This is a genomic window from Kribbella sandramycini (assembly GCF_013131805.1).
Classification (GTDB): Bacteria; Actinomycetota; Actinomycetes; order Propionibacteriales; family Kribbellaceae; genus Kribbella; species Kribbella sandramycini.
The window spans coordinates 33,386-58,532 of sequence record NZ_JABJRC010000004.1; the positions used below are offsets into that span (position 1 = coordinate 33,386).

General features: G+C 68.4%; 28 protein-coding genes. 24 read left to right on the forward strand and 4 right to left on the reverse strand.

Translation table 11 applies throughout. The features are described 5' to 3' along the window. The first annotated feature begins 85 nt into the window (after positions 1-85). The 10 genes from HPO96_RS18235 (at position 86) to HPO96_RS18280 (ending at position 6,137) form a co-directional block, all read left to right on the forward strand. Positions 86-1,123: a LacI family DNA-binding transcriptional regulator gene (locus HPO96_RS18235; protein WP_337796703.1), complete on the forward strand. Its 1,038-nt coding sequence runs from the start codon at positions 86-88 to the stop codon at positions 1,121-1,123. Between the two features lie 13 nt (positions 1,124-1,136). Beyond that, complete coding sequence (locus HPO96_RS18240; protein WP_171674701.1) at positions 1,137-1,346, forward strand: hypothetical protein; 210 nt, start codon at positions 1,137-1,139, stop codon at positions 1,344-1,346. Between the two features lie 64 nt (positions 1,347-1,410). Then, positions 1,411-1,755 (forward strand): hypothetical protein, encoded by a 345-nt coding sequence (locus HPO96_RS18245; protein ID WP_171674702.1) that lies wholly within the window; start codon positions 1,411-1,413, stop codon positions 1,753-1,755. A gap of 90 nt (positions 1,756-1,845) precedes the next feature. Next, on the forward strand, positions 1,846-2,208 hold the full coding sequence (locus HPO96_RS18250; RefSeq protein WP_171674703.1) for a hypothetical protein: 363 nt from the start codon (positions 1,846-1,848) through the stop codon (positions 2,206-2,208). Then, the gene (locus HPO96_RS18255; protein WP_171674704.1) at positions 2,205-2,585 is read left to right on the forward strand and encodes a hypothetical protein; all 381 of its coding nucleotides are present in this window, start codon (positions 2,205-2,207) and stop codon (positions 2,583-2,585) included. The genes HPO96_RS18250 and HPO96_RS18255 overlap by 4 nt, the downstream gene beginning before the upstream one ends. Next, positions 2,582-4,078 carry a multicopper oxidase family protein gene (locus HPO96_RS18260; protein WP_171674705.1) on the forward strand — a complete coding sequence of 499 codons (1,497 nt, stop codon included), beginning with the start codon at positions 2,582-2,584 and terminating at the stop codon, positions 4,076-4,078. The genes HPO96_RS18255 and HPO96_RS18260 overlap by 4 nt, the downstream gene beginning before the upstream one ends. Positions 4,079-4,148: 70 nt before the next feature. Beyond that, entirely contained in the window at positions 4,149-4,487 is a 339-nt protein-coding gene (locus HPO96_RS18265; RefSeq protein ID WP_171674706.1) for an ArsR/SmtB family transcription factor, read from the forward strand. Continuing rightward, a complete protein-coding gene (locus HPO96_RS18270) occupies positions 4,484-4,951 on the forward strand; it encodes an SRPBCC domain-containing protein (RefSeq protein ID WP_171674707.1) in 468 nt (155 codons plus the stop codon). Before HPO96_RS18265 ends, HPO96_RS18270 begins: the two co-directional genes overlap by 4 nt. 3 nt (positions 4,952-4,954) lie before the next feature. Beyond that, on the forward strand, positions 4,955-5,560 hold the full coding sequence (locus HPO96_RS18275) for a dihydrofolate reductase family protein (RefSeq protein WP_171674708.1): 606 nt from the start codon (positions 4,955-4,957) through the stop codon (positions 5,558-5,560). Continuing rightward, positions 5,553-6,137 (forward strand): dihydrofolate reductase family protein, encoded by a 585-nt coding sequence (locus HPO96_RS18280; protein WP_171674709.1) that lies wholly within the window; start codon positions 5,553-5,555, stop codon positions 6,135-6,137. The genes HPO96_RS18275 and HPO96_RS18280 overlap by 8 nt, the downstream gene beginning before the upstream one ends. Here HPO96_RS18280 and HPO96_RS18285 read toward each other — a convergent pair. Continuing rightward, positions 6,122-6,772, reverse strand: a complete 651-nt coding sequence (locus HPO96_RS18285; protein WP_337796704.1) for a peptidyl-tRNA hydrolase — start codon at positions 6,770-6,772, stop codon at positions 6,122-6,124. The two genes, HPO96_RS18280 and HPO96_RS18285, sit on opposite strands and share 16 nt — an antisense overlap. 33 nt (positions 6,773-6,805) lie before the next feature. On the opposite strand from HPO96_RS18285, the gene HPO96_RS18290 reads away from it, so the two are divergent. The 13 genes from HPO96_RS18290 to HPO96_RS18350 all read left to right on the forward strand — a co-directional run bounded on the left by HPO96_RS18290 (position 6,806) and on the right by HPO96_RS18350 (position 21,410). Beyond that, positions 6,806-7,597 carry a thymidylate synthase gene (locus tag HPO96_RS18290; protein ID WP_171674711.1) on the forward strand — a complete coding sequence of 264 codons (792 nt, stop codon included), beginning with the start codon at positions 6,806-6,808 and terminating at the stop codon, positions 7,595-7,597. Further along, entirely contained in the window at positions 7,594-8,049 is a 456-nt protein-coding gene (locus HPO96_RS18295; protein WP_171674712.1) for a dihydrofolate reductase, read from the forward strand. Before HPO96_RS18290 ends, HPO96_RS18295 begins: the two co-directional genes overlap by 4 nt. Positions 8,050-8,176: 127 nt before the next feature. Continuing rightward, positions 8,177-9,469 (forward strand): toxic anion resistance protein, encoded by a 1,293-nt coding sequence (locus HPO96_RS18300; protein WP_202886156.1) that lies wholly within the window; start codon positions 8,177-8,179, stop codon positions 9,467-9,469. A gap of 25 nt (positions 9,470-9,494) precedes the next feature. Next, positions 9,495-10,067 (forward strand): hypothetical protein, encoded by a 573-nt coding sequence (locus tag HPO96_RS18305; RefSeq protein ID WP_171674713.1) that lies wholly within the window; start codon positions 9,495-9,497, stop codon positions 10,065-10,067. Next, positions 10,064-11,386, forward strand: a complete 1,323-nt coding sequence (locus tag HPO96_RS18310) for an AAA family ATPase (RefSeq protein WP_171674714.1) — start codon at positions 10,064-10,066, stop codon at positions 11,384-11,386. Before HPO96_RS18305 ends, HPO96_RS18310 begins: the two co-directional genes overlap by 4 nt. After that, the gene (locus HPO96_RS18315; protein WP_171674715.1) at positions 11,383-12,663 is read left to right on the forward strand and encodes a hypothetical protein; all 1,281 of its coding nucleotides are present in this window, start codon (positions 11,383-11,385) and stop codon (positions 12,661-12,663) included. Before HPO96_RS18310 ends, HPO96_RS18315 begins: the two co-directional genes overlap by 4 nt. Next, positions 12,660-13,598, forward strand: a complete 939-nt coding sequence (locus tag HPO96_RS18320) for a glutamate ABC transporter substrate-binding protein (protein WP_171674716.1) — start codon at positions 12,660-12,662, stop codon at positions 13,596-13,598. Before HPO96_RS18315 ends, HPO96_RS18320 begins: the two co-directional genes overlap by 4 nt. Before the next feature lie 38 nt (positions 13,599-13,636). Further along, a complete protein-coding gene (locus HPO96_RS18325) occupies positions 13,637-14,713 on the forward strand; it encodes a hypothetical protein (RefSeq protein WP_238355293.1) in 1,077 nt (358 codons plus the stop codon). Beyond that, positions 14,710-17,043, forward strand: a complete 2,334-nt coding sequence (locus tag HPO96_RS18330) for a serine/threonine-protein kinase (protein ID WP_171674718.1) — start codon at positions 14,710-14,712, stop codon at positions 17,041-17,043. The genes HPO96_RS18325 and HPO96_RS18330 overlap by 4 nt, the downstream gene beginning before the upstream one ends. Then, the gene (locus HPO96_RS18335) at positions 17,040-18,098 is read left to right on the forward strand and encodes a PP2C family protein-serine/threonine phosphatase (protein ID WP_238355294.1); all 1,059 of its coding nucleotides are present in this window, start codon (positions 17,040-17,042) and stop codon (positions 18,096-18,098) included. The genes HPO96_RS18330 and HPO96_RS18335 overlap by 4 nt, the downstream gene beginning before the upstream one ends. Before the next feature lie 14 nt (positions 18,099-18,112). Further along, the gene (locus HPO96_RS18340; protein WP_171674720.1) at positions 18,113-19,390 is read left to right on the forward strand and encodes a vWA domain-containing protein; all 1,278 of its coding nucleotides are present in this window, start codon (positions 18,113-18,115) and stop codon (positions 19,388-19,390) included. Beyond that, positions 19,387-20,100 (forward strand): FHA domain-containing protein, encoded by a 714-nt coding sequence (locus HPO96_RS18345; protein WP_171674721.1) that lies wholly within the window; start codon positions 19,387-19,389, stop codon positions 20,098-20,100. Before HPO96_RS18340 ends, HPO96_RS18345 begins: the two co-directional genes overlap by 4 nt. 56 nt (positions 20,101-20,156) lie before the next feature. Then, complete coding sequence (locus HPO96_RS18350; protein WP_171674722.1) at positions 20,157-21,410, forward strand: epoxide hydrolase family protein; 1,254 nt, start codon at positions 20,157-20,159, stop codon at positions 21,408-21,410. On the opposite strand, the gene HPO96_RS18355 is transcribed toward HPO96_RS18350, so the two are convergent. Next, entirely contained in the window at positions 21,381-21,827 is a 447-nt protein-coding gene (locus HPO96_RS18355; RefSeq protein WP_171674723.1) for a hypothetical protein, read from the reverse strand. The genes HPO96_RS18350 and HPO96_RS18355 overlap by 30 nt on opposite strands. 39 nt (positions 21,828-21,866) lie before the next feature. After that, complete coding sequence (locus HPO96_RS18360) at positions 21,867-22,805, reverse strand: GNAT family N-acetyltransferase (RefSeq protein ID WP_171674724.1); 939 nt, start codon at positions 22,803-22,805, stop codon at positions 21,867-21,869. A 215-nt stretch (positions 22,806-23,020) separates the two neighbouring features. Here HPO96_RS18360 and HPO96_RS18365 point away from each other — a divergent pair, with 215 nt between their 5' ends. After that, positions 23,021-23,383, forward strand: coding sequence for a guanyl-specific ribonuclease (locus HPO96_RS18365; RefSeq protein ID WP_171674725.1), 363 nt, complete (start codon positions 23,021-23,023; stop codon positions 23,381-23,383). Between the two features lie 59 nt (positions 23,384-23,442). Here the strand turns inward: HPO96_RS18365 and groL are convergent, their stop codons facing one another. Further along, complete coding sequence (gene groL / locus HPO96_RS18370; RefSeq protein ID WP_171674726.1) at positions 23,443-25,068, reverse strand: chaperonin GroEL; 1,626 nt, start codon at positions 25,066-25,068, stop codon at positions 23,443-23,445. Positions 25,069-25,147 lie beyond the last annotated feature (79 nt).

A 25,147-nucleotide genomic window follows, 5' to 3' on the forward strand; every position in this document is an offset into this window, starting at 1 on the left:
CCATCATCCCAGGAATCCGGGTTGCCCTCGCACAGGCTCTTCTGTATCGTTTTACTAGATCGATTCAGAAAGGATGTGCGCGGCGGTGGCCGGAGTGACCCTGAAGACCGTGGCGAAAGCCGTCGGCGTTTCGCCGTCGACGGTGTCGAACGCCTACAACAAGCCCGCCCAACTGTCCGCGGCACTGCGCGAACGGATCCTCGCCACCGCAGCCGAGCTCGGGTACGCCGGTCCGGACGCATCCGCGCGCGCCCTGCGCAGCGGCCATGCCGGGGCGATCGGCGTCCTGTTCACGGACAAACTGTCGTACGCGTTCTCGGACCCGTTCGCAGTCGGCTTCCTGGCCGGCCTGGCCGAGGTCGCCGAGGAGTTCAGCACCAGCCTGCTACTGATGCCGCTCAGCTCGAACGACCCCGAGAGCGGCAGCACTGCGGTCCAGCAGGCCGCGATCGACGCCGCAGCGATCTTCTGCGTCCCCCACGGCCATCCGTCACTCGACATCCTCTCCGCACGGGGTGTTCCGGCCGCTTCGACGGACCCGGGCACATTTACCGACAGCTGGGTAGCCATCGACGAAGTGGCCGCGGCAGTCGAGCTGGGCGAGCACCTGACGCGCCTGGGCCACCGGGACGTCGTCGTACTGGTCGACAACGCCGCGGCCTCCGGAAGCAGACCGATGGAGATGGGCCTCGGCGACATCGGCAGCGGCAATCCGACGCAGCGGCTCGAGGGTCTGCGGAAGGCGATGCCGGAGGCGCGCATCCGACTGGTCTCGGGTGGACACAACGCCTTCGAGTCCGGAGTCGCCGGAGCCGGCTGGGCGCTGGATGCACAAGACCGACCGACCGCGATCATCGGCCTGAGCGACGTCCAGGCCCTGGGCGCCCTGGAGGCGTTGCGCATCCGCGGGCTGACACCTGGGCGCGACGTGACCGTCACAGGCTTCGACGACATCCCAGCCGCCGAATCCGCCGGATTGACGACGATTCACCAACCCATCAAGGACAAAGGTCGCGCGCTGGGTCGCCTACTACTCGACCCCACGACCACCGAACGACAACTCCTGCTACCAACCGAGCTGGTAGTCCGCTCCAGCAGCGGCCCAGCACCCAAGCAGCTCTGAGAAGGGAGCACTCATGACGTACTACATCGCTGGCAACACCGCAGTCGAGAACTCCCGCACCCTGTCCCAGTCGGCGCTTCCCAACGCACCGCAGCAGCCACACGAGGAGCACCCGCAGCGACTGTCCGCAGCTCGCGCCCGACTGGGCGCAGCACTGCGCGCTGCGGCCGCACGCGAGCTCCGGATGGCCGAACGACTCGACCCGAGCCCCAGCTGCCGTTGACGCCGAACCCCACCACCTCCCGGGGTGGTGGGGTTTGTCGGTGCCGTCTGGCACGCTGATGGGGATGAGTGAGCCCGGAGTTCTACTGACCGCCCGCGCGCTGGTGCTACACGACCTGGCCGCGCGCGGGTTCAACGACGCCGCAATGGTGTCGGCCTTGGAGGATGCGGTCGCCGAGCGCCAGTGGTGGCTCGATCAGTGGCCGGACGGCGCCGAGCACATCGCCGGCCTGGTGGCACAGGACATGCAGGACCGCCTGGTCGACTCCGGCATCCGCTGGCCACGCTGCACCGCCTGCGACGACCTGCACGATCACGAGCTCCGCATCGAGCCTGAGCTCGGCCCGGATCCGCACTGGGTCTGCGAGCGCGCCGGCATCACCGTCGCACCCCTCGGTCACCTCACCTAATTTCGCGCACCCCTCAGGGATCCGGGGAGAGCTCTGTCCGGGTGATACCTGATTGATCTACATGTAGCCAGGCTACTATTGTCTGTCTACATGAAGTGGCTCGCTGTCCTCCGCCTGGTCGCCGTACTGCACGCGACCGCGCTCTTCGTGCAGCCGATCGCGATCGGCATCTACCTGAACGGCTCCCCCACCGGACTGCGCGTCCACGAGCCGGTCGGCCTGGCGATCGGCTCCATCGGCGTCGCGCAGTTGCTGGTGGCCATCGGCTACTGGCGGTCGAGCGGCCGACGGCTCGCACCGATCGCAGCCCTGCTGATCCTGTCCGCAGAGTCCGTTCAGATCGCGATGGGCTACAACAAGCAGCTCCCGATCCACATCCCCCTCGGCATTGCCCTCATCGGCAGCGCAGTGGGCTTCGCGGCTTGGACCTACCGTTCGGCGGCAAAAGCATGAGGCGGCGCCCGCGGGTCTCACTGTGGACACTGCGCATCATCCTGGTGCTCCACACGATCGCAATCTGCTCACAGCCGATCATGGCCGGCTACTTCCTGGCCGGTGAAGTCGATGCGATGAATCTGCACAGCCCGATCGGCTCCACGCTCTGGCTGCTGGGCATCGTCCAACTGCTCGCCGCAGGCGCCTACTGGCTCCGCGGCGGCGGCCCGTACCCAACGCTGTGGTCAGCCGTGCTCTGCGTCGCGGAGTTCGTCCAGATCACCTTCGGCTACCTACAGAACTTCGCCGTCCACGTTCCGCTCGGTACGGCGATCGTCGTCATCGCGGTGTGGATGACCGTCCGGTCCTTCCGCCGCCAGGAGGTCACTCGATGAAGCTGTCTCGCCGCGGGTTTCTAGCAGTCACCGGCGCAGCCACGCTGGCCGGCTGCGGCCTGGACGCATCACCCGGGCAGTCAGGTGAACTGCTACGCAGCAAGGCGAAACTGCCCACCCCGTTCACTGTCCCGCTGCCGATCCCGCCGACGAAGAAGCCGACATCGCCCGGCCGCTACCGCGTCGTGCAACGCAAAGCCCGCTTGGAGATCTTGCCGGGCCTGAAGACAGAGGTGCTCGGTTACGACGGCCTGTTCCCCGGACCGACCTTCGACGTCCGCAGCGGACAGACCACTGTCATCGAGCAGGTCAACGAACTCGACGTACCGACCGCAGTGCACCTGCACGGCGGCCATACGCCCGCAGCGAGCGACGGCTGGCCACTAGACCTGCTGATGCCGCCAGGCGGGCATCACGACCACGGTCACCACAGCATGGGCGGTGGCGATGTGAAGACCGGCAGCCGCCTCTACACCTATCCGAACGCGCAGCGCGCCGCCACGCTCTGGTACCACGACCACCGGATGGACTACACCGCTCCACAGGTCTACCGCGGCCTGTTCGGTCTGCACCTCATCCGGGACGCCGAAGAGGACAAACTGTCACTCCCGGCCGGAGAGCGCGAAATCCCACTGGTGATCGCGGATCGGGCATTCGACGAGGACGGGTCGTTCATCTACCCAGCCGCACCGGACCGACCAGGTGTCGAGTCGAAGTACATGGAAGGCGTCATCGGCGACGTGACGCTGGTGAACGGAGCGCCCTGGCCGATACACGAGGTGGACGCCGTCCGCTATCGACTCCGGATCCTCAACGCAGCCAATGCCCGTCGCTACGAGCTCGCCTTCGACCACGGGCCGGCCAAGTTCACTCAGATCGGTAGCGACGGCGGTCTGCTCGGCGCACCGGTCGACCACGAGACGCTGCTGATCGCACCGGCTGAGCGCTTCGACGTCATCGTCGATTTCTCCGCGTACCAGCCGGGTGATGAGGTCACTCTGGTCAATCGGCTCGACCGCAACGCCCCTGTACTGCGTTTCAAGGTCGCTCGCCGCGCTGCCGACGACAGCCACATTCCAGCGCGGCTGTCGACGTACGCCGCTGTGGAGCCACCAGCCGGCGCCGTACGACGGCTGTGGCGTTTCCGGCGCGGCTCCGCCGGCGGACACCAGGGCTGGACGATCAACGGCAAGGCCTTCGACCCGGTGCGAATGCAGGCCCAGGTGCGGCTCGGCGAGTACGAGATCTGGTCGTTCGTCACCGACGTCCACCACCCGGTGCACGTCCACCTGGCGCCGTTCCAGGTGCTGAGCCGCCGCGGCGGCGACCCCGGCCCGTACGACGGCGGCTGGAAGGACACCGTCGACGTCCGGCCGGCCGAGGTCGTCGAGGTGCTGGTCAGGTTCAGCGCGCACAAGGGGAAGTACCTGATCCACTGCCACAACCTCGAACACGAGGACATGGCGATGATGGCCGGTTTCGAGACGATCTGACCCCTTGACGCCGGGTGCAGCCCTTCCCTATATTCAACACATCGGTTGATCAAGGGAATGGTTGATAAAGATGTCAGTTGCCGAGGACCAGCTCGATCGGGCCTTCGCCGCACTCGGCGATCCGGTCCGGCGGGCGATGATCGCGCGGCTGTCGCGCGGTCCGGCCACCGTCAACGAGCTCGCCGAGCCCTTCCCGATCACCAAACAGGCGGTCTCGCGGCACATCCAGGTGCTCGAGGCCGCCGGGCTGATCACCCGGACCCGCGACGGCCAGCGCCGTCCGTGTCACCTGGTGCCGGCCGCCCTCGAAGCACTGACCAGCTGGATCGACGAGTACCGGCTGGAGACCGAGCGCCGCTTCCGTCGCCTGGACGCGGTCCTGCAGAGCGTGAAGGAGCAAGAGCAATGAGCACAACGATCAACACCCCCGCCGGTACGCCGTTCGTCGAGGTCACCCGTGAGTTCGACGCCACTCCGGCCCAGCTGTTCAAGGTGATGACCAGCAAGGAGCTGCTGGGTCAGTGGCTCGGCCCGCGCGACCTGGAGGCCGAGATCCAGGAGTACGACGTCCGGCCGGGCGGGGCTTACCGCTACATCCACCGCGACGCCGACGGCGAGTACGCGTTCCGCGGCGTCTTCCACAGCGTCGAGCAGGACAAGATGGTCATCCAGACCTTCGAGTGGGAAGGACTGCCGGGCGAGGTGTGCATCGAGAAGATGACACTGGAGCCGACCGAGACCGGTGTGCTGCTCCGCCAGCGCTCCGTCTTCCCGAGCGTCGAGGGCCGGGACATGTCGGTGGAGTACGGCATGGCCGACGGCATCAACGACTCGATGGACCGCCTGGCCGAGCTGGTCGCCAAGGAGAGCTGACGGATGAGCAGCGTCGTCGTCGACATCTCCGTCTCGCTGGACGGTTACGTCACCGGTCCGAACGCCGGTCTGACCAACGGGCTCGGTGACGGCGGTCTGGCCTTGCACGACTGGGTTTTCCACGGCACGGACGCCGACCGCGCCATTCTGGACGCCTCGTTCGCCCAGACCGGCGCGGTCATCCAAGGCCGGAACCTCTTCGACATCATCGACGGCCCGGAGGGCTGGAGTGACGACATGGGGTACGGCGCCAAGCCGACCGGTGAGGTGAACGCACCGATCTTCGTCGTCACCCACTCCGCGCCTGAGAAGACCAGACTGGGCGACCGGTTCCACTTCGTCGACAGCCCAGCAGAAGCGGTCGCCCAGGCTCGCGCAGCCGCCGGCGATCAGGACGTCGTCGTCATGGGCGGCGGCGACATCTGCCACCAGATGCTTGCCACCGGCCTGGCCGACGTACTGCGGCTGCATGTGACACCCGTCGTCCTCGGAAACGGCACGCGCCTCTTCCCAGCCGAGCCGTCCGCTGCGGTCACTCTGACACTGACGGACGCCGTATCGACGCCGTCCGCACAGCACCTCACCTACGCGGTCGTCCGCCATGGGTAGCGTCATCGCCTCCGCAGTCGTCTCCCTGGACGGCTTCATTGCTGACCCTGATGACGGCGTCGGCCCCCTCTTCGACTGGTACCACAACGGCCCGGTCGAGGTCTACGGCACCGACCAGAGCCGCCCGTTCCACGTCAGCCAAGCCAGCGCCGACTACCTCAACGACACCTGGCCGAACGTCCGTGTCTGCATCATCGGACGCCGCCTCTTCGACCTGACCAACGGCTGGCACGGCGTCCCCGCCGTCGGCGACCACGTCATCGTCGTCACCCACCAGCCACCCACCGACTGGCCCTTCCCCGACGCCCCCTTCACCTTCGCCACCAGCATCGAAGAGGCAGTCACCCAAGCCCGCCACCGCGCCGGCGACGGCGACATCTCCATCACCGGCGGCAACCTCACCGGCCAAGCCCTGACGGCCGGCCTGGTCGACGAAATCGCCTACAACCTCGCCCCGGTCCTCCTAGGCGCCGGCCGCCGCTTCTTCGACACCTACACCGGCCCCCAACGCCTCCTCGACAACCCCCGCGTCGTCCAAGGCAACCGAGTCACCCACCTGCACTACCGCCTCAGTTGAGGGTGGTCGGCGATTACTGTGCGGGAGCCGGGTTCGATTTCGGTGAAGCCGGCGTCTTGGACTACGGGGAGCGCAGTTTGGAGTAGCTGGGACCAGTGGGCGGGGTTGGTTCGGCGGACGGCCAGGGGGAAGGCGGCGGTGGCCCATTCCTTGCGGTGGAGGGGTGTGAGGGCCAGCCAGGTGAGGTGGGCGCCGTGGCCTACTTGGGCCATGGTTTTGCCGCTGGACATGTTCAGGGCCGGGTTGATCCAGAGGACGGGGACGCCGGGGTGTGGGACGGCGGGCGCGGTCGGTTGGTCGAAGTCGGTGCCGGTGACCTGCAGTTTGGCGAGGTCCTTGGGGACTGCGTCCAGTGGGACCGGTGGGAAGACTCTGACCTCGGCGGTGCCGCAGGTGACGGTGAGGTTGGGGAGGGCATCGGTGCGGGCCCATTCGGCGCCGCGGGCGCGGCGAACCACCTTGCGGATCCGGTGGTCCTGCCAGGCGGCCATGGCGGCTGCCCACTCGCCCTCACCGGTTGAGCGGTCGTCGGCGAGGATCGCGAGTACCGCGGCCGCTGCGGCCTCCAGAGCATCGGTCTGCTCCGGACGGGCGTTCTTCTCGACGCGAATGACCAGAGTAAGGACGTGCTCCACGGGACCGAGTCTGTCAGGGAGTAGGTTGGCGACATGCAGCAGTACCTCGATCTCCTCAGGCATGTGCTCGACCACGGGACCGAGAAAGGGGACCGGACGGGGACGGGCACGCTGAGTGTTTTCGGCTACCAGTCGCGCTACGACCTGCGTGCGGGCTTCCCGGCTGTGACCACGAAGAAGCTGCACCTGCGGTCCGTGTTCGGCGAGCTGATCTGGTTCCTCAGCGGCTCGACCAACATCAAGTGGCTGCACGAGAACAACATCAAGATCTGGGACGAGTGGGCGGACGCCGACGGCGAGCTGGGCCCGGTCTACGGCTACCAGTGGCGGTCCTGGCCGACTCCGGACGGTCGGCACGTCGACCAGATCGGTGCGGTCGTGGAGTCCATCAAGAACAACCCGAACTCGCGCCGCCACCTCGTCAGTGCGTGGAACGTCGCGGACGTCGACGACATGGCGCTGCCGCCCTGTCACACGATGTTCCAGTTCTACGTCGCGGACGGCCGGCTGTCCTGCCAGCTGTACCAGCGGTCGGCCGACATCTTCCTCGGCGTCCCGTTCAACATCGCCTCGTACGCGCTGCTCACCCACATGGTCGCGCAGCAGACCGGCCTCGAGGTGGGCGACTTCGTCCACACCCTCGGTGATGCGCACCTCTACCTGAACCACCTCGACCAGGCGAAGCTCCAGCTCACCCGCGAGCCCCGCCCGCTCCCGACGCTGCAGCTCGCCCAGCGCGACTCGATCGACTCCTACGAGATCGCCGACATCGAGCTGGTCGGCTACGACCCGCATCCGACGATCAAGGCGCCCATCGCGGTATGAGTGTCATTCTGATCGCCGCGGTCGGCGCCAACGGCGTCATCGGGCGCGACAACGACCTGCCCTGGCGGATCCGTGCGGACCTGCAGCACTTCAAAGAGCTCACGCTGGGCCACACGCTCGTCATGGGCCGCAAGACGTACGACTCGATCGGCCGTCCGCTGCCCGGACGCCGTACAGTCGTCGTCACCCGCCAGCCGGAGTGGTCCGCCGACGGCGTCGACGTCGTCCACTCGCTGGAAGCAGCCCTGGAGTACGACGGTGACCTGTACGTCGCCGGCGGCGGCGACATCTACCGTCAGGCCCTCCCGTACGCCGACCGCCTCGAACTGACCGAGGTCGACCAGTCCCCCGCCGGCGACGTCACCTTCCCGCCGTTCGATCCCACGGACTGGACCGAAACCGCCCGCGACCCCCACCCCGGCTTCACCTTCGTCAGCTACGCGCGTCGCTGACCCGGCAACGACTACGCAACGACACCACACACTGGGCCGGGAACCGCGTAGATTGTGTGCGCGTCACGGAGGTGACAGCGCGCGAGGCAGGGGGACGTCTCGCGAAGGCCACCGGAGGGGAACGACGATGACCGAAGCCGACAACACCGCAGGTGCAGCGGAAACCGGAGCTGCGCAGGCTGCGGCGCCAGCAGGTGCGCAGCAGGCCATGTCGCCGCTGCAGCCGCCCACAGCGACCGCTCCGGGTCTGATACTGACCGCTCCGCCCGCATCACAGCCAGTAGCCGCTACTGCGGCGCCCAGCCTGGCCCCTGCGGTCGACGCGGCGGCGCTGCCGGGTCTGGACGCGAAGGTCGACACGTTCCTGACCTCTCTGATGACTGCGGAACCGCGGTCGCCGGAGTTCGCCGCGAAGGCCAGTGACGTCCGCAGCATGGGCGACCAGGACATCCGGTCGGCTGCCGAGAGCTCCAACCGGTTGCTGCAGCAGCCGGTCAAGGCGCTGCAGAGCGGCGGCCTGTCGGAGGGGTCCACCGTCGGCAAGACGTTGCTCGACCTGCGGCGCACCGTCGAGGACCTGGACCCGAAGGGCGCCACCGGGCCGAAGAAGCTGCTCGGAATGATCCCGTTCGGCGACAAGATCGAGGACTACTTCCGCAAGTACCAGAGCGCGCAAACGCACCTCGAAGGCATTCTGCACTCGCTGCGCAACGGCCAGGACGAGCTGGGCAAGGACAACGCGGCACTGAACCTGGAGAAGCAGAACCTCTGGGACGCGATGACCCGGCTGAACCAGTACGTGTACGTCGCCGAGCGGCTCGACGCGCGGCTGTCCGCAGCGATCGCGGAGCTGGAGACGACGAACCCGGACAAGGCCAAGGCGTTCCGTGAGGACGTGCTGTTCTACGTCCGGCAGAAGCACCAGGACCTGCTCACCCAGCTCGCCGTGTCGATCCAGAACTACCTGGCCATCGACATCGTGATCAAGAACAACATCGAGCTGATCAAGGGCGTGGACCGCGCGTCGACGACCACTGTCTCGGCGCTGCGGACCGCTGTCATAGTCGCGCAGGCGCTGGGCAACCAGAAGCTGGTGCTGGACCAGATCACCGCGCTGAACACCACCACCAGCGGCATGATCGAACGCACGTCGCAGATGCTCCGCGACAACTCGGTGGCGATCCAGCAGCAGGCCGCATCGGCGACGATCGGGCTGCCGCAACTGCAGGCGGCGTTCGCGAACATCTACGCGACCATGGACGCGATCGACACGTTCAAGTCCGAGGCGCTGGACAACATGGCCGCCACCATCGGCACCCTCGAGAACGAGGTGACCAAGTCGCGCAGCTACCTGGACCGGGTCGCCCAGCAGAACCAGCAGGTCGTCCACGGCAGCCTCGACCTGAACCTGGGTCGCTGAACACACACCGGTAGCGGGAGAACGTATGGCACTGGGGGACTTCTTCGCGCGGCTGACCGGTCGCAAGGAGGAGCCCCCGCCTGCCCCGGGGCCGCGGGCGCCGACAACCGATGACCTGCTGGAGGCGCTCGTCCGCGTCGAGCAGCTGGTCGCGGACGGCGCCGTACCGGCGGTCGTGGCGTCGCGGGTGGGGCGCGTCGTCCGGACCGTGCGGGAGACCATCCCCCGGCTGGGCAACTTGGCCGGCAGCGCACAGGCGTACGCCGTGATGGCGACGGCCACCGACTACCTGCCGGAGGCCATCGGCGGGTACCTGCGGTTGCCGCGCCAGTGGGCCGACACCCGGCCGGTGGACCGCGGCAAGACCTCGCTGATGATCCTGATCGACCAGCTGGACCTGCTGGGCTCGACGATGGACAAAGTGTTCGACGCGGTGAACCGGGCGGACGCGGCCGCACTGATCGCCCATGGCCGGTTCCTGCAAGAGAAGTTCGGAACGCCGTCCACTGGCGGATCCTTGGCCCTCGGTCCGACCCAGTCGACACCACCACCGGACACCGGACCACTCCAACCACCACCAGGACGAGGAGCGTCATGAGCGCCAAGGGGGGACTCGACGAGACGCTGAGCACGCTGGTGGCAGTAGCCACCCGCGCCGGCGTCGCGGCGGATCGCGCGCGAGCGGAGGCATTGTCGCTGGCTGCCGCGCTGGCGGAGTCCGCGCCGGGCGCACCGGCTGATTGGGCCAAGGTGAGCCCCGGTGCGACCACACAGGATTTCTTCGACGCCGCCGTCCGCGGACGGCGCTGGCGGGGCGCGCCCACCGCCGTACTGACCGAGCTGGTCACCGCAGGGTCGCCGGAGAAGGTTGCGTACGCCGAAGCGCTCGCCGAGGTCGCCTCGGCCGCATGCATGCTCGGTGAGCCGACAATGCGGGTAGTAGGTAATGCGTCGGTCGCAGCAGCAGCCCAATTGCAGGCAGCAGGGGCACGGCCGGTGCAGGTCGGCGGGCCGACTCCAGCGGCTGCCGCTCCGGCGGTTGAGACCGCAGAACAGCCAGCAGCGGTTGAAGATCCGGCGAAGAGCGTCGAAGAGCTGTTGGCCGAGTTGGACGCGCTGACCGGCTTGGGGACGGTCAAGCGCGAGGTGCACCGGCAGGTCGCGGTATTGCGGGTGGAGAAGCTCCGGACCGAAGCAGGTCTGAAGAGCCCGACCATCACGCGGCATCTGGTTTTCGTGGGGAACCCGGGGACCGGAAAGACCACAGTCGCGCGGCTGGTCAGTGGGATCTACAAGGCGCTCGGGCTGCTGTCCAAGGGGCAGCTGGTCGAGGTGGACCGTTCCGAGCTGGTGGCCGGGTATTTGGGGCAGACCGCGACCAAGACCGCCGAGGTGGTCGCGTCGGCGGCCGGTGGCGTGCTGTTCATCGACGAGGCGTACAGCCTGACCGCGGGCGACCTCGGCGCCGACCAGTACGGGCGTGAGGCCGTGGACACGCTGGTCAAGGAGATGGAGGACCGGCGCGACGACCTGGTCGTCATCGTGGCCGGCTACCCCGAGCCGATGGAGACGTTCATCGCGGCCAACCCCGGGCTGGCCAGCCGGTTCCGGACGACGATCGCCTTCGACGACTACACCGACGACGAGCTGACCGACATCCTCACCGGCCTGGCCGACGGCGCGGACTACGAGCTGGTGCCCGCAGCGCTGGAGCGGTTCCACGAGATCCTCGTCGCGACGCCGCGGGGCCGTTCGTTCGGCAACGGCCGGTTCGCCCGCAACGTGCTCGAGGCCGCGATCGGCCGGCACGCCTGGCGGCTGCGCGACGTGACGGCACCCACGACCGACGAGCTGCGTCAGATCCTCGCATCGGATCTGAGCGACGAACCAACTGAGCCTGAAGGAGAAGAGTCGTGACCCAGACTCAGAGTGCGCCGCCGACCGTCTCCTGGTCGCCACCGCCGCCACAGCAGGCGCCGAAACAGCGCGGCATCACCGGCACCTGGTTCGACGGGACGCCGGGCCGCATGCGGGCGTTCCTGATCGTCGCTGCGGTTGTCGGCGTGCTGTTCGGTCTCTCGGCCGCACAAGGCTTCCAGCAGTCCGAGGGCGCTCTGCAGCGCGCCGACGCGAACGCAGCGCAGCTGGTACGCATCCAGGCCATCCACACCAACCTGGTCAGCGCGAACGCCGACGCCACCAACGCCTTCCTGGTCGGCGGTCTCGAACCGCCGGCGCAGCGCCAGCACTTCGTCGACTCGATGGCATCGGCCGCCCGCCTCGTAGCGGACGCCGCCTCTGCCCAGCCGGCCGACCGCGAGGTGCTGGGCCAGCTGAACACCACTCTGGTCACCTACCAGGGGCTGATCGAGCAGGCGCGCGCCAACAACCGCCAGGGCCTCCCCATCGGCTCGCAGTACCTCCGCGACGCGAACGCCGTCCTCCAGAACGACTCCCTCCCGCTGGTGAAGGCTCTGGTCACCGCCAACGAGAAGCGCGTCGACACCGAGTTCAAAGGCGCCAACAACGGCGTCTTCTGGGTCTTCGTCGCCGGCCTCCTCGCCGCAACGGTCCTCCTCACCACCCTCCGCTGGCTGGCCGGCCGCACCCACCGCTACCTCAACATCCCGATCCTGATCAGCACCGTCGTCGTAGTCCTCACCACCCTGATCGGCGGCTTCGCCCTCCTCTCCGCCTCCGGCCAAGCCTCCGACACCCGAAAAGGCGACTACGACACCACGCTGGCGCTCTCTCGCGCTCGCATCGCGGCGTACGACGCCCGCTCCAACGAGAGCCTCACTCTGATTGCCCGCGGCTCGGGCGAGGCCTACAACAAGGAGTACGACGCTTCCGCGGCTGTCGTCGTCCAGAACCTGAAGGGCAGCAACAGCACCGTGCTGCGTAACACCTGGCAGGCCTACCAGGCGCTCCACGATTCAGTCCGTGACGACGACAACGACGGCAAGTGGGATCTGGCCGTCGCCACTGCGACCAAGAAGTCCGTGGAAGCGTTCGCGGCGTTCGACAAGGGTTCGGAAGCCGCACTGACCGAGTCCGGTACGGCCGTCACCAACAGCCTGCGCGACGCCAAGGACGGCCTGCCGCCGATCGGCCTGCTCGGGCTGCCGATCGGTATCGCGGTCGCGCTACTGGTCGCCTGGGGTATGTCGCAGCGTCTGGGGGAATACCGATGAAGAAGCTGATCGCCGCATCCGCCGCACTGCTGCTCACGCTGACCGCATGCAGTTCCGGCTCGTACAACGCGCCCCAGATCCCGGAGAAGGCCAAGCCGCAGCCGGTCGCTCCGCCCGCGGCAGCGCCGAGCTGCGTCGACCCCGACCCGCTGCGCTCGTACGCGCCGAGCTCCGGCCCGCTCACCGACGACCGGATGGCGGAGATCAGAACGCGGAAGCGGCTGATCGCGGGCGTTTCCGCGGACAGCCTGCACCTGGGTGCGCGGAACCCGATCACCGGCGAGATCGAGGGTTTCGACATCGACATGGTCAAGGCGGTCGCAAAGGCGATCTTCGGCAAGTGGGAAGGTCATCTGGAGCTGCGCGTGATCTCCAGCCCGCAGCGCATCCCGGCACTGGTCAACGGCTCAGTGGACATCGTGGCGCGCAACATGACCATCAACTGCCCCCGCTGGAAGCAGATCGCGTTCTCCGCCGAGTACTACCGGTCCGGCCAGAAGACTCTGGTTCCCCGAGACTCCACTGCGAAGACTGTGGAGGAGCTGGACGGCAAAACGATCTGTGCCCCGGCCGGCTCGACCAGCCTGGACAACCTCAAGAAGCAGAACCCGAACGTCATTCCGGTGACAGCAGACACGGACACCGGGTGTCTGGTGCTGTTCCAGTCCGGCAAGGCCTACGGCATCAGCGGCGACGACACAGTGCTCGCTGGCGACGCCGCTCAGGACCCGTACGCGAGGGTGCTGACGCAGCGGTTCAGCGAAGAGCCGTACGGGCTGGGTATCAACCGCGAGAACGTCGGCCTGGTGCGGTTCGTCAACCAGGTGCTGGAGGACATCAAGGCGAACGGCGAGTGGATGGCGTCGTACAACAAGTGGCTCGCGCCGGACCTCGGCCCGCTGAAGAGTGCCCCGGCCCCGGTGTACAACCGATGATGACAGCTACCGCGACAGCTCCTGCGCCGCCGGGGAGGATGGGGAGCAGCGTGCCGGCGGCGGAGTTGTTGCCGTTTCTGGATGCGTTGGGGCGGTGGCGGGATCGGCGTAAGGCCGAGTTGGACGAGTTGGATCAGGCTGCCCTGCATGCCGAGGACGCGGATGCGCTGAGTGCGGATGTGGTGCTCAGCATGGCGGTGTGGAAGGCCGTGTCGGATCGGTACGAGCTGATTCTGGTGACGTGGGATTCAGGGCGGGTCGGGGTCAAGGAGACCGAGCGGATCTCCACGCTGATCTGGGGTGGGCTGGATACCGGCGGCGCGGGCGGGTCACTCGCGGTTTCGTTGCCTGAGGCATGCAAGTTGTCGGATGCGCTGGCGTCGAGTTTGCGGGCCAAGCTGGCGCTGGAGCCAGGGGACGCCGATCTGGCGGCGCGGCTGCGGCAGTTGCGCGCGCAGGTCGAGCGGATCGGTGATCTGGTCAAGCAGGAGCCCGCCGCGGTCCGGAATGCGGCCCTGGCCCAGCACCACGATCTGGACCGGCGGCTGACCGACCTGGTCGAGCGCAACAAGCGCGGTGCGGATGTCGGTGGTCTGATCGGGCCGTTCGAAATCGACGCAGCGCGCTCGGAGCGCGATCTGATCGTCGGTGCGGCCACGCGGCAGGAGCGTGCGGCCGATGTGGCCCGTGCGCGCTCGCTGCGTGGTGACCTGGAGGCGCAGGGCACCGCAGTCCGCGCTCTGGCCGACAAAGCGGTCGCAGCGGTCGCCCCGGCGCCACGACTCGCCGTACCGGATGTGACAGCGCTCGGGCCGGTGCCGAACACCCCGGCCGAGCTGGAGAAGTACCTGACCCGACTGGACGCCGTACGACGGGCGCTCGGTCAGGCACAGGCGGCGTACGGCGCGGCGCTGCAGCGGCGGGATGAGCTGAGCGCGCTGCTGGACGCTTATCGAGTGAAGGCGGCCAGGGTGGCGCCGAACAACGAAGACCTTGCCGAGGTGTACCGGCGTGGCCGTGCGGTGATCGAGTCGGAGCCGGTGGACACCATCCGGCTCGCGGCGCTCGTCGCGGCGTACCAGGCCTATCTGGAGAGCACAGGAGGGACCAGATGACCACCATCGCCTGCACGCAGCCCGGCTGCACCGGCAGCATCGAGGACGGCTACTGCAATGTCTGCGGGTCACCAGTGGCCGCAGCAACGCCCGCACCGGCTTCCGGCGGCTGCACGCAGCCTGGCTGCACCGGTACGTACGTCGACGGGTACTGCGACGTCTGCGGATCGCCAGCCGGCGCCGCAGCCGCTGTCGACGAGCCGGACCCGATCAGCTCGCCGTCCACGGTCTCCCGGGCGTCGAACCGACTGGCGTCCACTCCACTCGGTTCCGCGCGCGCTGCGCAGGCAGGCTCCAAGCTGACCCGTCGCCTGGGTACGTCGTCCACCCGGCTGCGCGGAGCGCGGCTCGGCGCCGGGCTGACACACGTACCGACGATTCCGGCGATCGACGCCAGCAAAGCGATCCTGGCCAACCCGATGGTCCCGGAGGACCGCCGGAACTGCCCCAGCTGCGGCAACGCGGTCGGACGCTCGCGTGGTGACCAGCCGGGTCGCAGCGAGGGTTTCTGCCCGAAGTGCCGCAACCCGTTCTCGTTCTCGCCGAAGCTGAAGGACGGCGACCTGGTCGGCGGCCAGTACCTGGTCAGGGGCTGCCTGGCGCACGGCGGCTTCGGCTGGATCTACATGGCCCAGGACCAGAACGTCTCCGACCGCTGGGTGGTTCTGAAGGGCCTGCTGAACTCCGAGGACCCGGACGCCGTCGCGGCCGCGATCGCGGAGCAGCAGTTCCTGGCCCGGGTCGAGCACCCGCTGATCGTCGAGATCTACAACTTCGTCACCCACGAAGGCGCCGGCTACATCGTGATGGAGTACGTCGGCGGCACGTCGCTGAAGACGCTGCTCAAACAGCGTATGGCCGCCAACAACGGCCAGTACGACGCGCTCCCGATCGACCAGGCGATCGCCTACCTGCTGGAGATCCTGCCTGCGTTCTCGTATCTGCACGACCTCGGTCTGGTCTACTGCGACTTCAAACCGGACAACATCATCCAGGTCGGCGATGCGGTCAAGCTGATCGACCTCGGCGGCGTCCGGCGGATCGACGACCTGGACTCGGCCATCTACGGAACGGTCGGTTTCCAGGCGCCCGAGGTCGCTGAGGTCGGCCCGTCGATCGCCTCTGATATCTACACCCTCGGCCGGACGCTATGCGTGCTGGCGATGGAGTTCCGCGGCTACCAGTCCCGCTACGTCACCTCGCTGCCTCCGGTCGGCGAAGTACCGCTGTTCCAGAAGTACGACTCGGTCTACCGCCTGCTGGCCAAGGCCTGCGCCAAGGACCCGGCTGACCGGTTCCAGACCGCTGACGAGTTCCGCGTGCAACTGCTCGGCGTACTGCGTGAGGTGGTCGCCGACAAGCAGGGTGTGCAGGCCGCACAGCACTCCGCGTCCTCCCTGCTGTTCGGTACGCCGGGCGATCGCTCCGGCGGTCTGGGTGACGAGGCCGCACCCTGGCAGCGGCTGCCCTCGCTGATCGCGGACGACAGCGACAAGATGGCCGGCTGGCTGAAGACGGTCAGCGTGCCGGACGCGGCCAAACGACTCGAACTGCTGGTCGACGCGCCGGAGTCGTCGGCACAGATCCTGCTGGAGATTGCCGGCGCCGCGCTCGAAGCAGGCCCGGACCGCTACGAGATGGTCGACACTGCGGTCTCCGATCTGCTCGCTGCGGACCCGTGGGAGTGGCGTGCGGTCTGGATGGCCGGTCTGGTCGCTCTGGCCCGTGGCGACGCGCCCGGGGCGCAGTCCGCTTTCAACGCGGTTTACGGGCAGGTCCCAGGTGAGCTGGCGCCCAAGCTGGCGCTGGCGATCGCCTGTGAGCTCAGCGGCGAGTTCGACGTTGCCGAGGGCCTCTATCAGACCTGCGCCCGCACAGATGCCAACTACATCGCCCCATCGGCCTTCGGGCTGGCAGCGATCCGGACCAAGCGCGACAACCTGGACGGCGCGCTCGCGGCGCTCGATCTGGTGCCGCCGACGAGCGGCGCGTACGTCCGGGCTCGTCGCCAGCGGGCCGGTCTGCTGGCAGGATCGGGGCGTGGTCTGGACGCACTCGCCCAGGCGATGGCCAGCATCGACTCGCTGACCATCGACCCGGTCGACCGGGCCACTCTGACCGCGGATGTGTTCCGGAACGCGCTGGACCAAGTCCTGCAGTCCGGTCCGCAGCCGGGGTTGCGGATCGACGGCCGGGTGGCCACCGAGCCGGCCCTGCGGGACGGGCTCGAGGCCACCTACCGGCAACTGGCAGCTGCTGCCCAGAGCCGGCCGGAGCGTATTGCCCTGGTCGACCTGGCCAACAATGTTCGAGGATGGACGGTTCGATGACGAGTACGACCCACACGGTCTGCCCCAGCTGTGGCGGCCCGGTGTCCGACGCCGACCGCTACTGCGAGGCGTGCGGCACGGAGCTCAACCCAGCGGCTGCCGGTGCCGGCTCGCCGAACACTCCGGCGCTGGACACCGACACCGAGCCGACCGTCGAGATCAACACCGCTCCCCCGGTCGGACCGTGTGTCTCCTGTGGCGGCACGATCGGCGCCGACGGCTACTGCGAGACCTGCGGCGCCAAGGCGGCCAAGGTCCGCGACCACTTCAGCGAGCAGCCGTCGCCGTGGGTCGCCGGCGTCTGTGACCGCGGCATCCGGCACGCCCGGAACGAGGACGCGCTGGCGATCGCTGCGGACGCCGAGCCGGGCAGCCGGGCCCTACTGGTCGTCTGCGACGGCGTCAGCTCATCCCTCGACTCGGACGTCGCTTCGCTGGCCGCAGCGCGTGCCGCCCGCGACGTATTGACCGCTGGGCACGCTCAGGGCATCGGCACCGAGTCGTCGCGCGCCAGCGCGATCGTGGCCCGGCTGAAGGCGGCAGCTGATGCTGCGAGCGACGCCGTCCTGGAGAACACCAGCCCCGACAGCCCGAACCCGGCGTCCTGCACGTTCGTGGCCGCCGTCCTGGAGAACGGGCTGCTCGTTGCCGGGAACGTCGGCGACAGCCGCGCGTACTGGTTCCCGGACAACTCCGCCCCGGTCGCGCTGACTGTGGACGACTCGTGGGCTGCGGAGCTGATCGCGACCGGCATCCCCCGGGAGCAGGCCGAGTCCGGTCCGCACGCACATGCGATCACGCGGTGGCTCGGCAAGGACGCACCGGACCACACCCCGCGGACGACGACGCTCAAGGTGGCCGAGCCCGGCTGGCTGCTCGTCTGCTCCGACGGGCTCTGGAATTACTGCTCCGAGGCGGCACCGCTGGCCGACCTCGTCCGTCAGACCGCTGCGGCCGCAGGCGGCGAGCCACTCGCAACAGCCGCCGCACTGGTCGACTGGGCCAACGCCCAGGGCGGCCAGGACAACATCACCGTCGCGCTCGCGCGGATCTAGGGGAGGACTTCAGAATGGCAAACTTCACCGCCGCCGTGTACCAGAACGAGTTCCTGCCCGACGGCGGGACCGACGTACACGCGATCGTCACGGTGAACTGCACGGGCGCCGGCGCGGCCGGACAGAGCGGTAGCGGCGACGCGGGCGAGATCATCATCGTCGACACGTCCGGCTCGATGGGTAAGGACGGCGTCCAGGCCGCGGCGTACGCCGCCCAGACGGCGCTCGACCAGATCCTCGACGGAGTCTGGTTCGCGGTGATCTCCGGTAACGACCGCGCGCAGCTGGCATTCCCGCCGTCCGCCGAGCCGGTGATGGTGAAGATGGACCCCTACACCCGGCAGGCCGCCAAGGACGCCGTCGCCCGGTTCTACGCCGACGGCGGAACAGCCATGGGCACCTGGCTGCGGCTGGCGGGCCGTGTCTTCGCCACCGTCCCGACCCTGTCCCAGAAGCACGCAATCCTGCTCACCGACGGCGAGAACCAGCACGAGACGCCGGAGGCGCTGACGCAGGCGATCCAGGCGGTCACCGGCCAGTTCCAGTGCGACACCCGCGGTGTCGGCGTGGCCTGGCAGGTCGACGAGGTACGCCGAATCGCACAGGCGCTGCTCGGCACGGTCGACATCATCCCCGCGCCACACCAGCTCGCCGACGAGTTCGCCAAGCTGATCCAGAACGCGATGGCTCGGGGCGTCGCCCAGGCCGACCTTCGGGTCTGGGCGCCGCAGGGCGCCGAGGTCCTGTTCGTCCGCCAGGTCGCACCGACTGTTGAGGACCTCACCTCCCGCCGGACCGCGGTCAACGCGTTGACCGGCTCGTACCCGACCGGCTCCTGGGGTGACGAGTCCCGGGACTACCACGTCGCGATTCGCCTGGCTGCCAAGGGCATCGGGCAGGAGCAGCTCGCAGCGCGCGTCCAGCTGGCCATCGGCGACCAGGTGGTCGCCAGCGAGCTGGTCAAGGCGCTGTGGTCCAACGACGAGGCCCTGACCACGCGGATCAGCCCTGAGGTCGCGCACTACACCGGGCAGACCGAGCTGGCCGAGGCGATCCAGGAGGGCCTGGCTGCCAAGGCTGCCGGCGACACCGCCACCGCGACCACCAAGCTGGGCCGTGCGGTCCAGCTGGCCGCGCAGACCGGTAACGAGGAGGCCACCACCCGGCTGCGCAAGGTCGTCGACATCGATGACCAGGACACCGGAACGGTCCGGCTGAAACGGACCGTGGAGAAGGCGGACGAGATGGCCCTCGACACGGCCTCCACCAAGACCACCCGGATCAAGAAATGAGCACAGTCAACTGTCCGAGCGGGCACCCGTCCACCTCGACCGACTACTGCGACGTCTGCGGGCTTCCGATCGGTGCAGCGGCCACTCCTGCCGCGGCACAGGTTCCGGCCCCCGCAGTGGCCGCACCGGCACCGGCCGGGCAGACCTGTCCGAACTGCTCAGACAACGCAGCTCTGGACGCGCTGTTCTGTGAGAACTGCGGCTACGACTTCACCACTGGCACCATGCCGCGGCCCGCGTCGTCCCTGGACCTCTCGGCTCCCCCACCGGTTCCGCACGCGCCCTCGGCCGCAGTGGCCGAGTGGGTCGTCGAACGCTGGGTAGACCCCGACTGGTACGCCGTACAGCAGAGCGACGACCCGTGTCCGTCGCCGGGCCTGCCCGTGGTGATCCCGATCAGCGAGAAGAGCGTCCTGGTCGGGCGCCCGTCCCGCACCCGGGGGATCGCACCGGAGGTCGACTGCGGCGACGACACCGGGGTGAGCCGCCGTCAGGCCCAGCTCACGACCGACGGCCAGCGCTGGTGGGTCGAGGACCTGCAGTCCTCCAACGGCACGTACGTCGCGCCCGCGGCCGGCCCGCTGCCCGAGATCCCGATCCCGCCTGGCCAGCGCCAGGAGCTTAACGCCGACGACCGCGTTTACGTCGGCGCCTGGACCCGGCTCGTCCTGCGCCGGGCCACTCCGGAAGAAAAAGCCGGCCAAGCCTGAAAGTCGTCGTGGATTGCGGAAGCAAGTCTTCCGCAATCCCTCCTATCTTTTAGGACATGACGACGAACACGAACATCCAGCCCTTCACCATCGAGATCCCGCAGCACGAGGTCGACGACCTGAAGCTGCGGCTGCAGTCGGCCCGCTGGCCGGCCACCCCGGCGGTCGACGACTGGAGCCGCGGCGTCCCGGTCGGGTACCTGAAGGAGCTGGCGGCGTACTGGGCGGACGGGTACGACTGGCGCGCGGCCGAGGCCGAGCTGAACGCGATCCCACAGTTCACCACCGAGATCAACGGACAGCGGATCCACTTCTTCCACCAGCAGTCGGCCGAGCCGAACGCGCTGCCGCTGATCCTGACGCACGGCTGGCCGGGCTCGCCGGTGGAGTTCCAGGCGCTGATCGGGCGGCTGACCGACCCGGTCGCGCACGGCGGTGACGCGGCCGACGCGTTCCACGTCGTCGTCCCGTCGCTGCCCGGGTACGGCTTCTCGACGCCGCTCGGCCCGGCCGGGTTCAACCTGTTCGGTGTCGCGCAGATGTGGGCCGAGCTGATGAGCCGGCTCGGCTACGAGCGGTACGCCGCGCACGGCACGGACGCCGGGTCCGGCGTGACCGGCATGCTGACGATGATCGACGCGGCGCATGTCGTCGGCGCGCACCTGGCCGGCGTCACCGCCTCTGCGCCGTTCGCCGGGCCGGTGTCGACCGACGGCCTGTCGGAGTCCGACACCAAGCGGGCCGAGACCTTCAACCGCTACCTGGAGGACGGCCTGGGCTACCTGGTGTCGCAGTCGACCCGGCCGCAGACCGTGGCCTACGGGCTGAACGACTCCCCGATCGCGCAGCTGGCCTGGATCGTGGAGAAGTTCGCCGAGTGGACCGACCCGGACAAGAAGCTGCCGGAGGAGGCCGTGGACCGCGACCAGCTGCTGACCAACGTGAGCCTCTACTGGTTCACGGAGTCCGGTGCATCGTCCGCCCACGCGCTGTACGAGGGCATGCAGGCCTGGAAGGCGATGCTGGCCCAGCAGAGCGGTGGCGGCGACTGGGGCGGCGACGACAACGCTGAGAGCAGCGAGTGGAGCGCCGATGACAGTGGCGACGCCGCTGCGGCCTGGGGGCAGTTCACTCCGCCGCCGACCGGCGTGGCCGTGTTCGGCGCGGAGACTGCGATCAAGAGCCTGGTCGACCCAGCCGGTGCAATGTCGCACTGGGTCGAGTACGACCAGGGTGGCCACTTCGCCGCGATGGAGGTGCCGGAGCTGCTGACCGCCGACCTACGCGCGTTCTTCCAGCCACTGCGCTGACGGCCTGAAGCAGTACCACTCGACCAGGGCGGTCCCGAGCACCACCGGGACCGCCCAGGCCCATGCCTGGTCCGGAAGCGCCGTGATGAGGATGCCGGTCCACAGTGCGATCCAACTGCCGCCGTACCCCCGCAGTACGCCGCGATACCAGAGGCCCCCGGGCTGCTCGGCCGCACGCTGCCCGAAGTAGACGAACAGGTACGCCGCGACCCCGATCGGCCAGAAGAACCACAGGCGCCGCCAGTCGTACGGAACCATCACCAGTGCACTCAGACACGTCACAGCGATCGTCCAGTGGTAGGACTCGCCAACCCAGTTCAAACGTCGTCGCCGTAGCGTCAGCGCGATCGCTGGGAGCCCCAGCAGTACGGCCAGGGCTCCCGCGACGACGTGCACGATCAGCGCGATATCTCGCACCGAAAACTCCCTGACATGTCAGGGGACTATAGGACCGGACTACGCCTCCGGGAAGGACAGAACCCGGCGAACGGCGAAGTTTCGGTACCCGCCGCGTTCGAACGCCTTCGCCATCGGAACGTTGCCGAAGTCGGTGTCGGCCCGGACCTTGACCGCGCCGGTCTCGGCCAGCAGGTGGGTGATCTCGGCCAGGATGTCGTCGATGTACCCGTTACCGCGATGCTCGGGCAGGACGCCGAGGTACCCGACGACCGGGCCGCCGTTGTTCGCCGACGGGATCGCGAAGCCGATCTCCTTACCCTCGGCGTCGTACGCGAACCGCCACCAGTCGCGGTCGCCCTCCAGGTGGGTCTCGTAGAGCTCGACCTCCTCACGAGCCGCCCCCTCGACGCCGAGGCGGGCGATGTCGCGCGCGGTCGCGGCGTCCAGACTGCCTTCGCTGATCCGCATGAACATGTTCACGAAGGCCTCGTTGTCGGCCGGCTCGAACCGGAGCCGGGTCGACCGCGGCGGCAGGCCGTACTCCGCCAGCCACTCGTACCGCAGCCGGTCGGTGACCTCGATCAGACCGGCCGCACCGGCGGCCAGCATGCGCGCCTTCACCGCACCCGCGATCGCCAGGTCGGACTGCCAGTCGGCGTCCAGGAAGATGTGGAACTCCGGCTGCTCGGCGTCGGCCGGCCGGTTCGCCAGGACGTGCTGCATCAAGGCGCTCCACGCCGGGACCGGGTCGCCGTCGCCGACGAAGTACAGGCCGTCGACGCTGAACGGCTCGTCGTCCTCGCGACCACCCCACCAGATGGCCAGGGCCTGGATGACGCCGTTCTCCTCGACGACCCAGGACCACTCGTGCCGGTAGTAGCCGGACACGATGTACTCGTCGTAGCGCTCAGGCGTGACGGTGTTGATCGACTGCTGCTGCTTGATCAGCGTGCGAATGATGCCGAGATCGGACTCGGCGGTGTTGCGGATGTTCACAATTCCTCCAACAGGAGGCGCGCCGCTCCGCTCAGTGCGAGCTGTGGTCGCGGACGGGTCGCGCCGGAATACCTGACAGGTCGCTCATCGGTCGCTCCTTCCGCTGGGGACAGCTTCTCGCCGGGCCAGACTCTAGGACCCGAGGGGGTCATAGTCCAACTGTTATTCACACCTGGGATGTACCGCGGTCGTTTGCACTGGGCAACCTCCCGGCCATGAGAACCCTCGTCGCCGCCCTGGCTCTGGCCGCCACCACGACCCTCACCGCCCCCGCGTACGCCGCACTCCCCACCTGCGCGCTCAGCTCACTGCCGTCGCAGGCCTCCGACACTCTCCGGCTGATCCACTCCGGCGGGCCGTTCCCCTACCGTCAGGACGGCACCGTCTTCCAGAACCGCGAGGCACTCCTCCCCCAGCAGTCCTCCGGCTACTACCACGAGTACACCGTCAAGACCCCGGGCTCATCCGACCGCGGCGCGCGCCGGCTGGTCGGCGGCGGCGCCAAGACCACGCCCGCGCACGTCTACTACACCGCCGACCACTACGCGTCGTTCTGCGAGGTCGACGAGAACCGCTGACAGCAAACGGCCCCGGGGGCGAACCCCGGGGCCGTTCGGTGTGCTGTCGGACTACTGGATCAGAAGTCCATGCCGCCCATGTCGGGCGCGCCGCCCGGAGCGGCCGCGGCCTTCTCCGGCTTGTCGGCGATGACGGCCTCGGTGGTGAGGAACAGCGCCGCGATCGAGGCTGCGTTCTGCAGCGCCGAGCGGGTCACCTTGGCCGGGTCGATGATGCCGGTGGCGATCAGGTCGACGTACTCGCCGGTCGCGGCGTTCAGGCCGTGACCGGGCTCGAGGTTGCGAACCTTCTCCACCACGACGCCGCCCTCGAGGCCGGCGTTCACGGAGATCTGCTTCAGCGGGGCCTCGACGGCCTGCCGAACGATCGCCGCGCCGGTGGCCTCGTCACCCTCGAGCTCCAGCTTCTCGAAGGCCTTGACCGACGCCTGCAGCAGCGCGACGCCGCCGCCTGCGACGATGCCCTCCTCGACGGCCGCCTTCGCGTTCCGAACGGCGTCCTCGATGCGGTGCTTGCGCTCCTTCAGCTCGACCTCGGTGGCCGCGCCGACCTTGATCACCGCAACACCGCCGGCCAGCTTGGCCAGGCGCTCCTGCAGCTTCTCGCGGTCGTAGTCGGAGTCCGACTTCTCGATCTCGGCGCGGATCTGGTTGACCCGGCCGGCGATCTGGTCGGCGTCGCCCTCGCCCTCGACGATGGTCGTCTCGTCCTTGGTGACGACGATCTTGCGGGCCTGGCCGAGCAGCTCCAGGTCGACGGTGTCGAGCTTGAGCCCGACCTCCTCGGAGATGACCTCGCCACCGGTGAGGACGGCGATGTCGACGAGCATCGCCTTGCGGCGGTCGCCGAAGCCCGGCGCCTTGACGGCGACGGCCTTGAAGGTGCCCTTGATCTTGTTGACGACCAGGGTGGCCAGCGCCTCGCCCTCGATGTCCTCGGCGATGATGGCCAGCGGCTTACCGGTCTGCATGACCTTCTCCAGCACCGGGACCAGGTCCTTGATGCTCGAGATCTTGCTGTTCACGATCAGGATGTACGGGTCGTCGAGGACCGCTTCCATCCGCTCGGTGTCGGTCACGAAGTAGGGCGAGATGTAGCCCTTGTCGAAGCGCATACCCTCGGTGAGCTCGAGCTCGAGGCCGAAGGTGTTGCTCTCCTCGACGGTGATGACGCCTTCCTTGCCGACCTTGTCCATCGCCTCGGCGATGATCGAGCCGACCTGGGTGTCGGCGGCCGAGATGGACGCCGTCGCCGCGATCTGCTCGCGGGTCTCGACCGGCTTGGCCAGCGCGAGCAGCTGCTCGCTGATGGCCTCGGTCGCCTTCTCGATGCCCTTCTTCAGGCCCATCGGGTTGGCGCCGGCCGCGACGTTGCGCAGACCCTCGCGCACGAGCGCCTGGGCCAGCACGGTCGCGGTGGTGGTGCCGTCACCCGCGACGTCGTCGGTCTTCTTCGCAACTTCCTTGACGAGCTCGGCCCCGATCTTCTCGTACGGGTCCTCGAGCTCGATCTCCTTGGCGATGGAGACACCGTCGTTGGTGATCGTGGGGGCGCCCCACTTCTTCTCCAGCACGACGTTGCGGCCCTTCGGGCCGAGCGTCACCTTCACGGCGTCGGCGAGGGTGTTCATTCCCCGCTCGAGGCCGCGGCGCGCCTCTTCATTGAAAGAAATCAGCTTGGGCATTCTCCGCGAGTCCTCCCGCGTCGAGTCTTGGCAGTTCAGCCGGCCGGATGCCCGCGACGGACGGCGCCGGAGTCGTGGC

Bases quoted from the DNA above. Each gene is read 5' to 3' on its own strand.
- HPO96_RS18240 (WP_171674701.1), top strand. From the start codon at position 1,137: ATGACGTACTACATCGCTGGCAACACCGCAGTCGAGAACTCCCGCACC.
- HPO96_RS18245 (WP_171674702.1), top strand. From the start codon at position 1,411: ATGAGTGAGCCCGGAGTTCTACTGACCGCCCGCGCGCTGGTGCTACAC.
- HPO96_RS18250 (WP_171674703.1), top strand. From the start codon at position 1,846: ATGAAGTGGCTCGCTGTCCTCCGCCTGGTCGCCGTACTGCACGCGACC.
- HPO96_RS18255 (WP_171674704.1), top strand. From the start codon at position 2,205: ATGAGGCGGCGCCCGCGGGTCTCACTGTGGACACTGCGCATCATCCTG.
- HPO96_RS18260 (WP_171674705.1), top strand. From the start codon at position 2,582: ATGAAGCTGTCTCGCCGCGGGTTTCTAGCAGTCACCGGCGCAGCCACG.
- HPO96_RS18265 (WP_171674706.1), top strand. From the start codon at position 4,149: ATGTCAGTTGCCGAGGACCAGCTCGATCGGGCCTTCGCCGCACTCGGC.
- HPO96_RS18270 (WP_171674707.1), top strand. From the start codon at position 4,484: ATGAGCACAACGATCAACACCCCCGCCGGTACGCCGTTCGTCGAGGTC.
- HPO96_RS18275 (WP_171674708.1), top strand. From the start codon at position 4,955: ATGAGCAGCGTCGTCGTCGACATCTCCGTCTCGCTGGACGGTTACGTC.
- HPO96_RS18280 (WP_171674709.1), top strand. From the start codon at position 5,553: ATGGGTAGCGTCATCGCCTCCGCAGTCGTCTCCCTGGACGGCTTCATT.
- HPO96_RS18290 (WP_171674711.1), top strand. From the start codon at position 6,806: ATGCAGCAGTACCTCGATCTCCTCAGGCATGTGCTCGACCACGGGACC.
- HPO96_RS18295 (WP_171674712.1), top strand. From the start codon at position 7,594: ATGAGTGTCATTCTGATCGCCGCGGTCGGCGCCAACGGCGTCATCGGG.
- HPO96_RS18300 (WP_202886156.1), top strand. From the start codon at position 8,177: ATGACCGAAGCCGACAACACCGCAGGTGCAGCGGAAACCGGAGCTGCG.
- HPO96_RS18305 (WP_171674713.1), top strand. From the start codon at position 9,495: ATGGCACTGGGGGACTTCTTCGCGCGGCTGACCGGTCGCAAGGAGGAG.
- HPO96_RS18310 (WP_171674714.1), top strand. From the start codon at position 10,064: ATGAGCGCCAAGGGGGGACTCGACGAGACGCTGAGCACGCTGGTGGCA.
- HPO96_RS18320 (WP_171674716.1), top strand. From the start codon at position 12,660: ATGAAGAAGCTGATCGCCGCATCCGCCGCACTGCTGCTCACGCTGACC.
- HPO96_RS18325 (WP_238355293.1), top strand. From the start codon at position 13,637: ATGGGGAGCAGCGTGCCGGCGGCGGAGTTGTTGCCGTTTCTGGATGCG.
- HPO96_RS18330 (WP_171674718.1), top strand. From the start codon at position 14,710: ATGACCACCATCGCCTGCACGCAGCCCGGCTGCACCGGCAGCATCGAG.
- HPO96_RS18335 (WP_238355294.1), top strand. From the start codon at position 17,040: ATGACGAGTACGACCCACACGGTCTGCCCCAGCTGTGGCGGCCCGGTG.
- HPO96_RS18340 (WP_171674720.1), top strand. From the start codon at position 18,113: ATGGCAAACTTCACCGCCGCCGTGTACCAGAACGAGTTCCTGCCCGAC.
- HPO96_RS18345 (WP_171674721.1), top strand. From the start codon at position 19,387: ATGAGCACAGTCAACTGTCCGAGCGGGCACCCGTCCACCTCGACCGAC.
- HPO96_RS18350 (WP_171674722.1), top strand. From the start codon at position 20,157: ATGACGACGAACACGAACATCCAGCCCTTCACCATCGAGATCCCGCAG.
- HPO96_RS18365 (WP_171674725.1), top strand. From the start codon at position 23,021: ATGAGAACCCTCGTCGCCGCCCTGGCTCTGGCCGCCACCACGACCCTC.
- groL (WP_171674726.1), bottom strand. From the start codon at position 25,068: ATGCCCAAGCTGATTTCTTTCAATGAAGAGGCGCGCCGCGGCCTCGAG.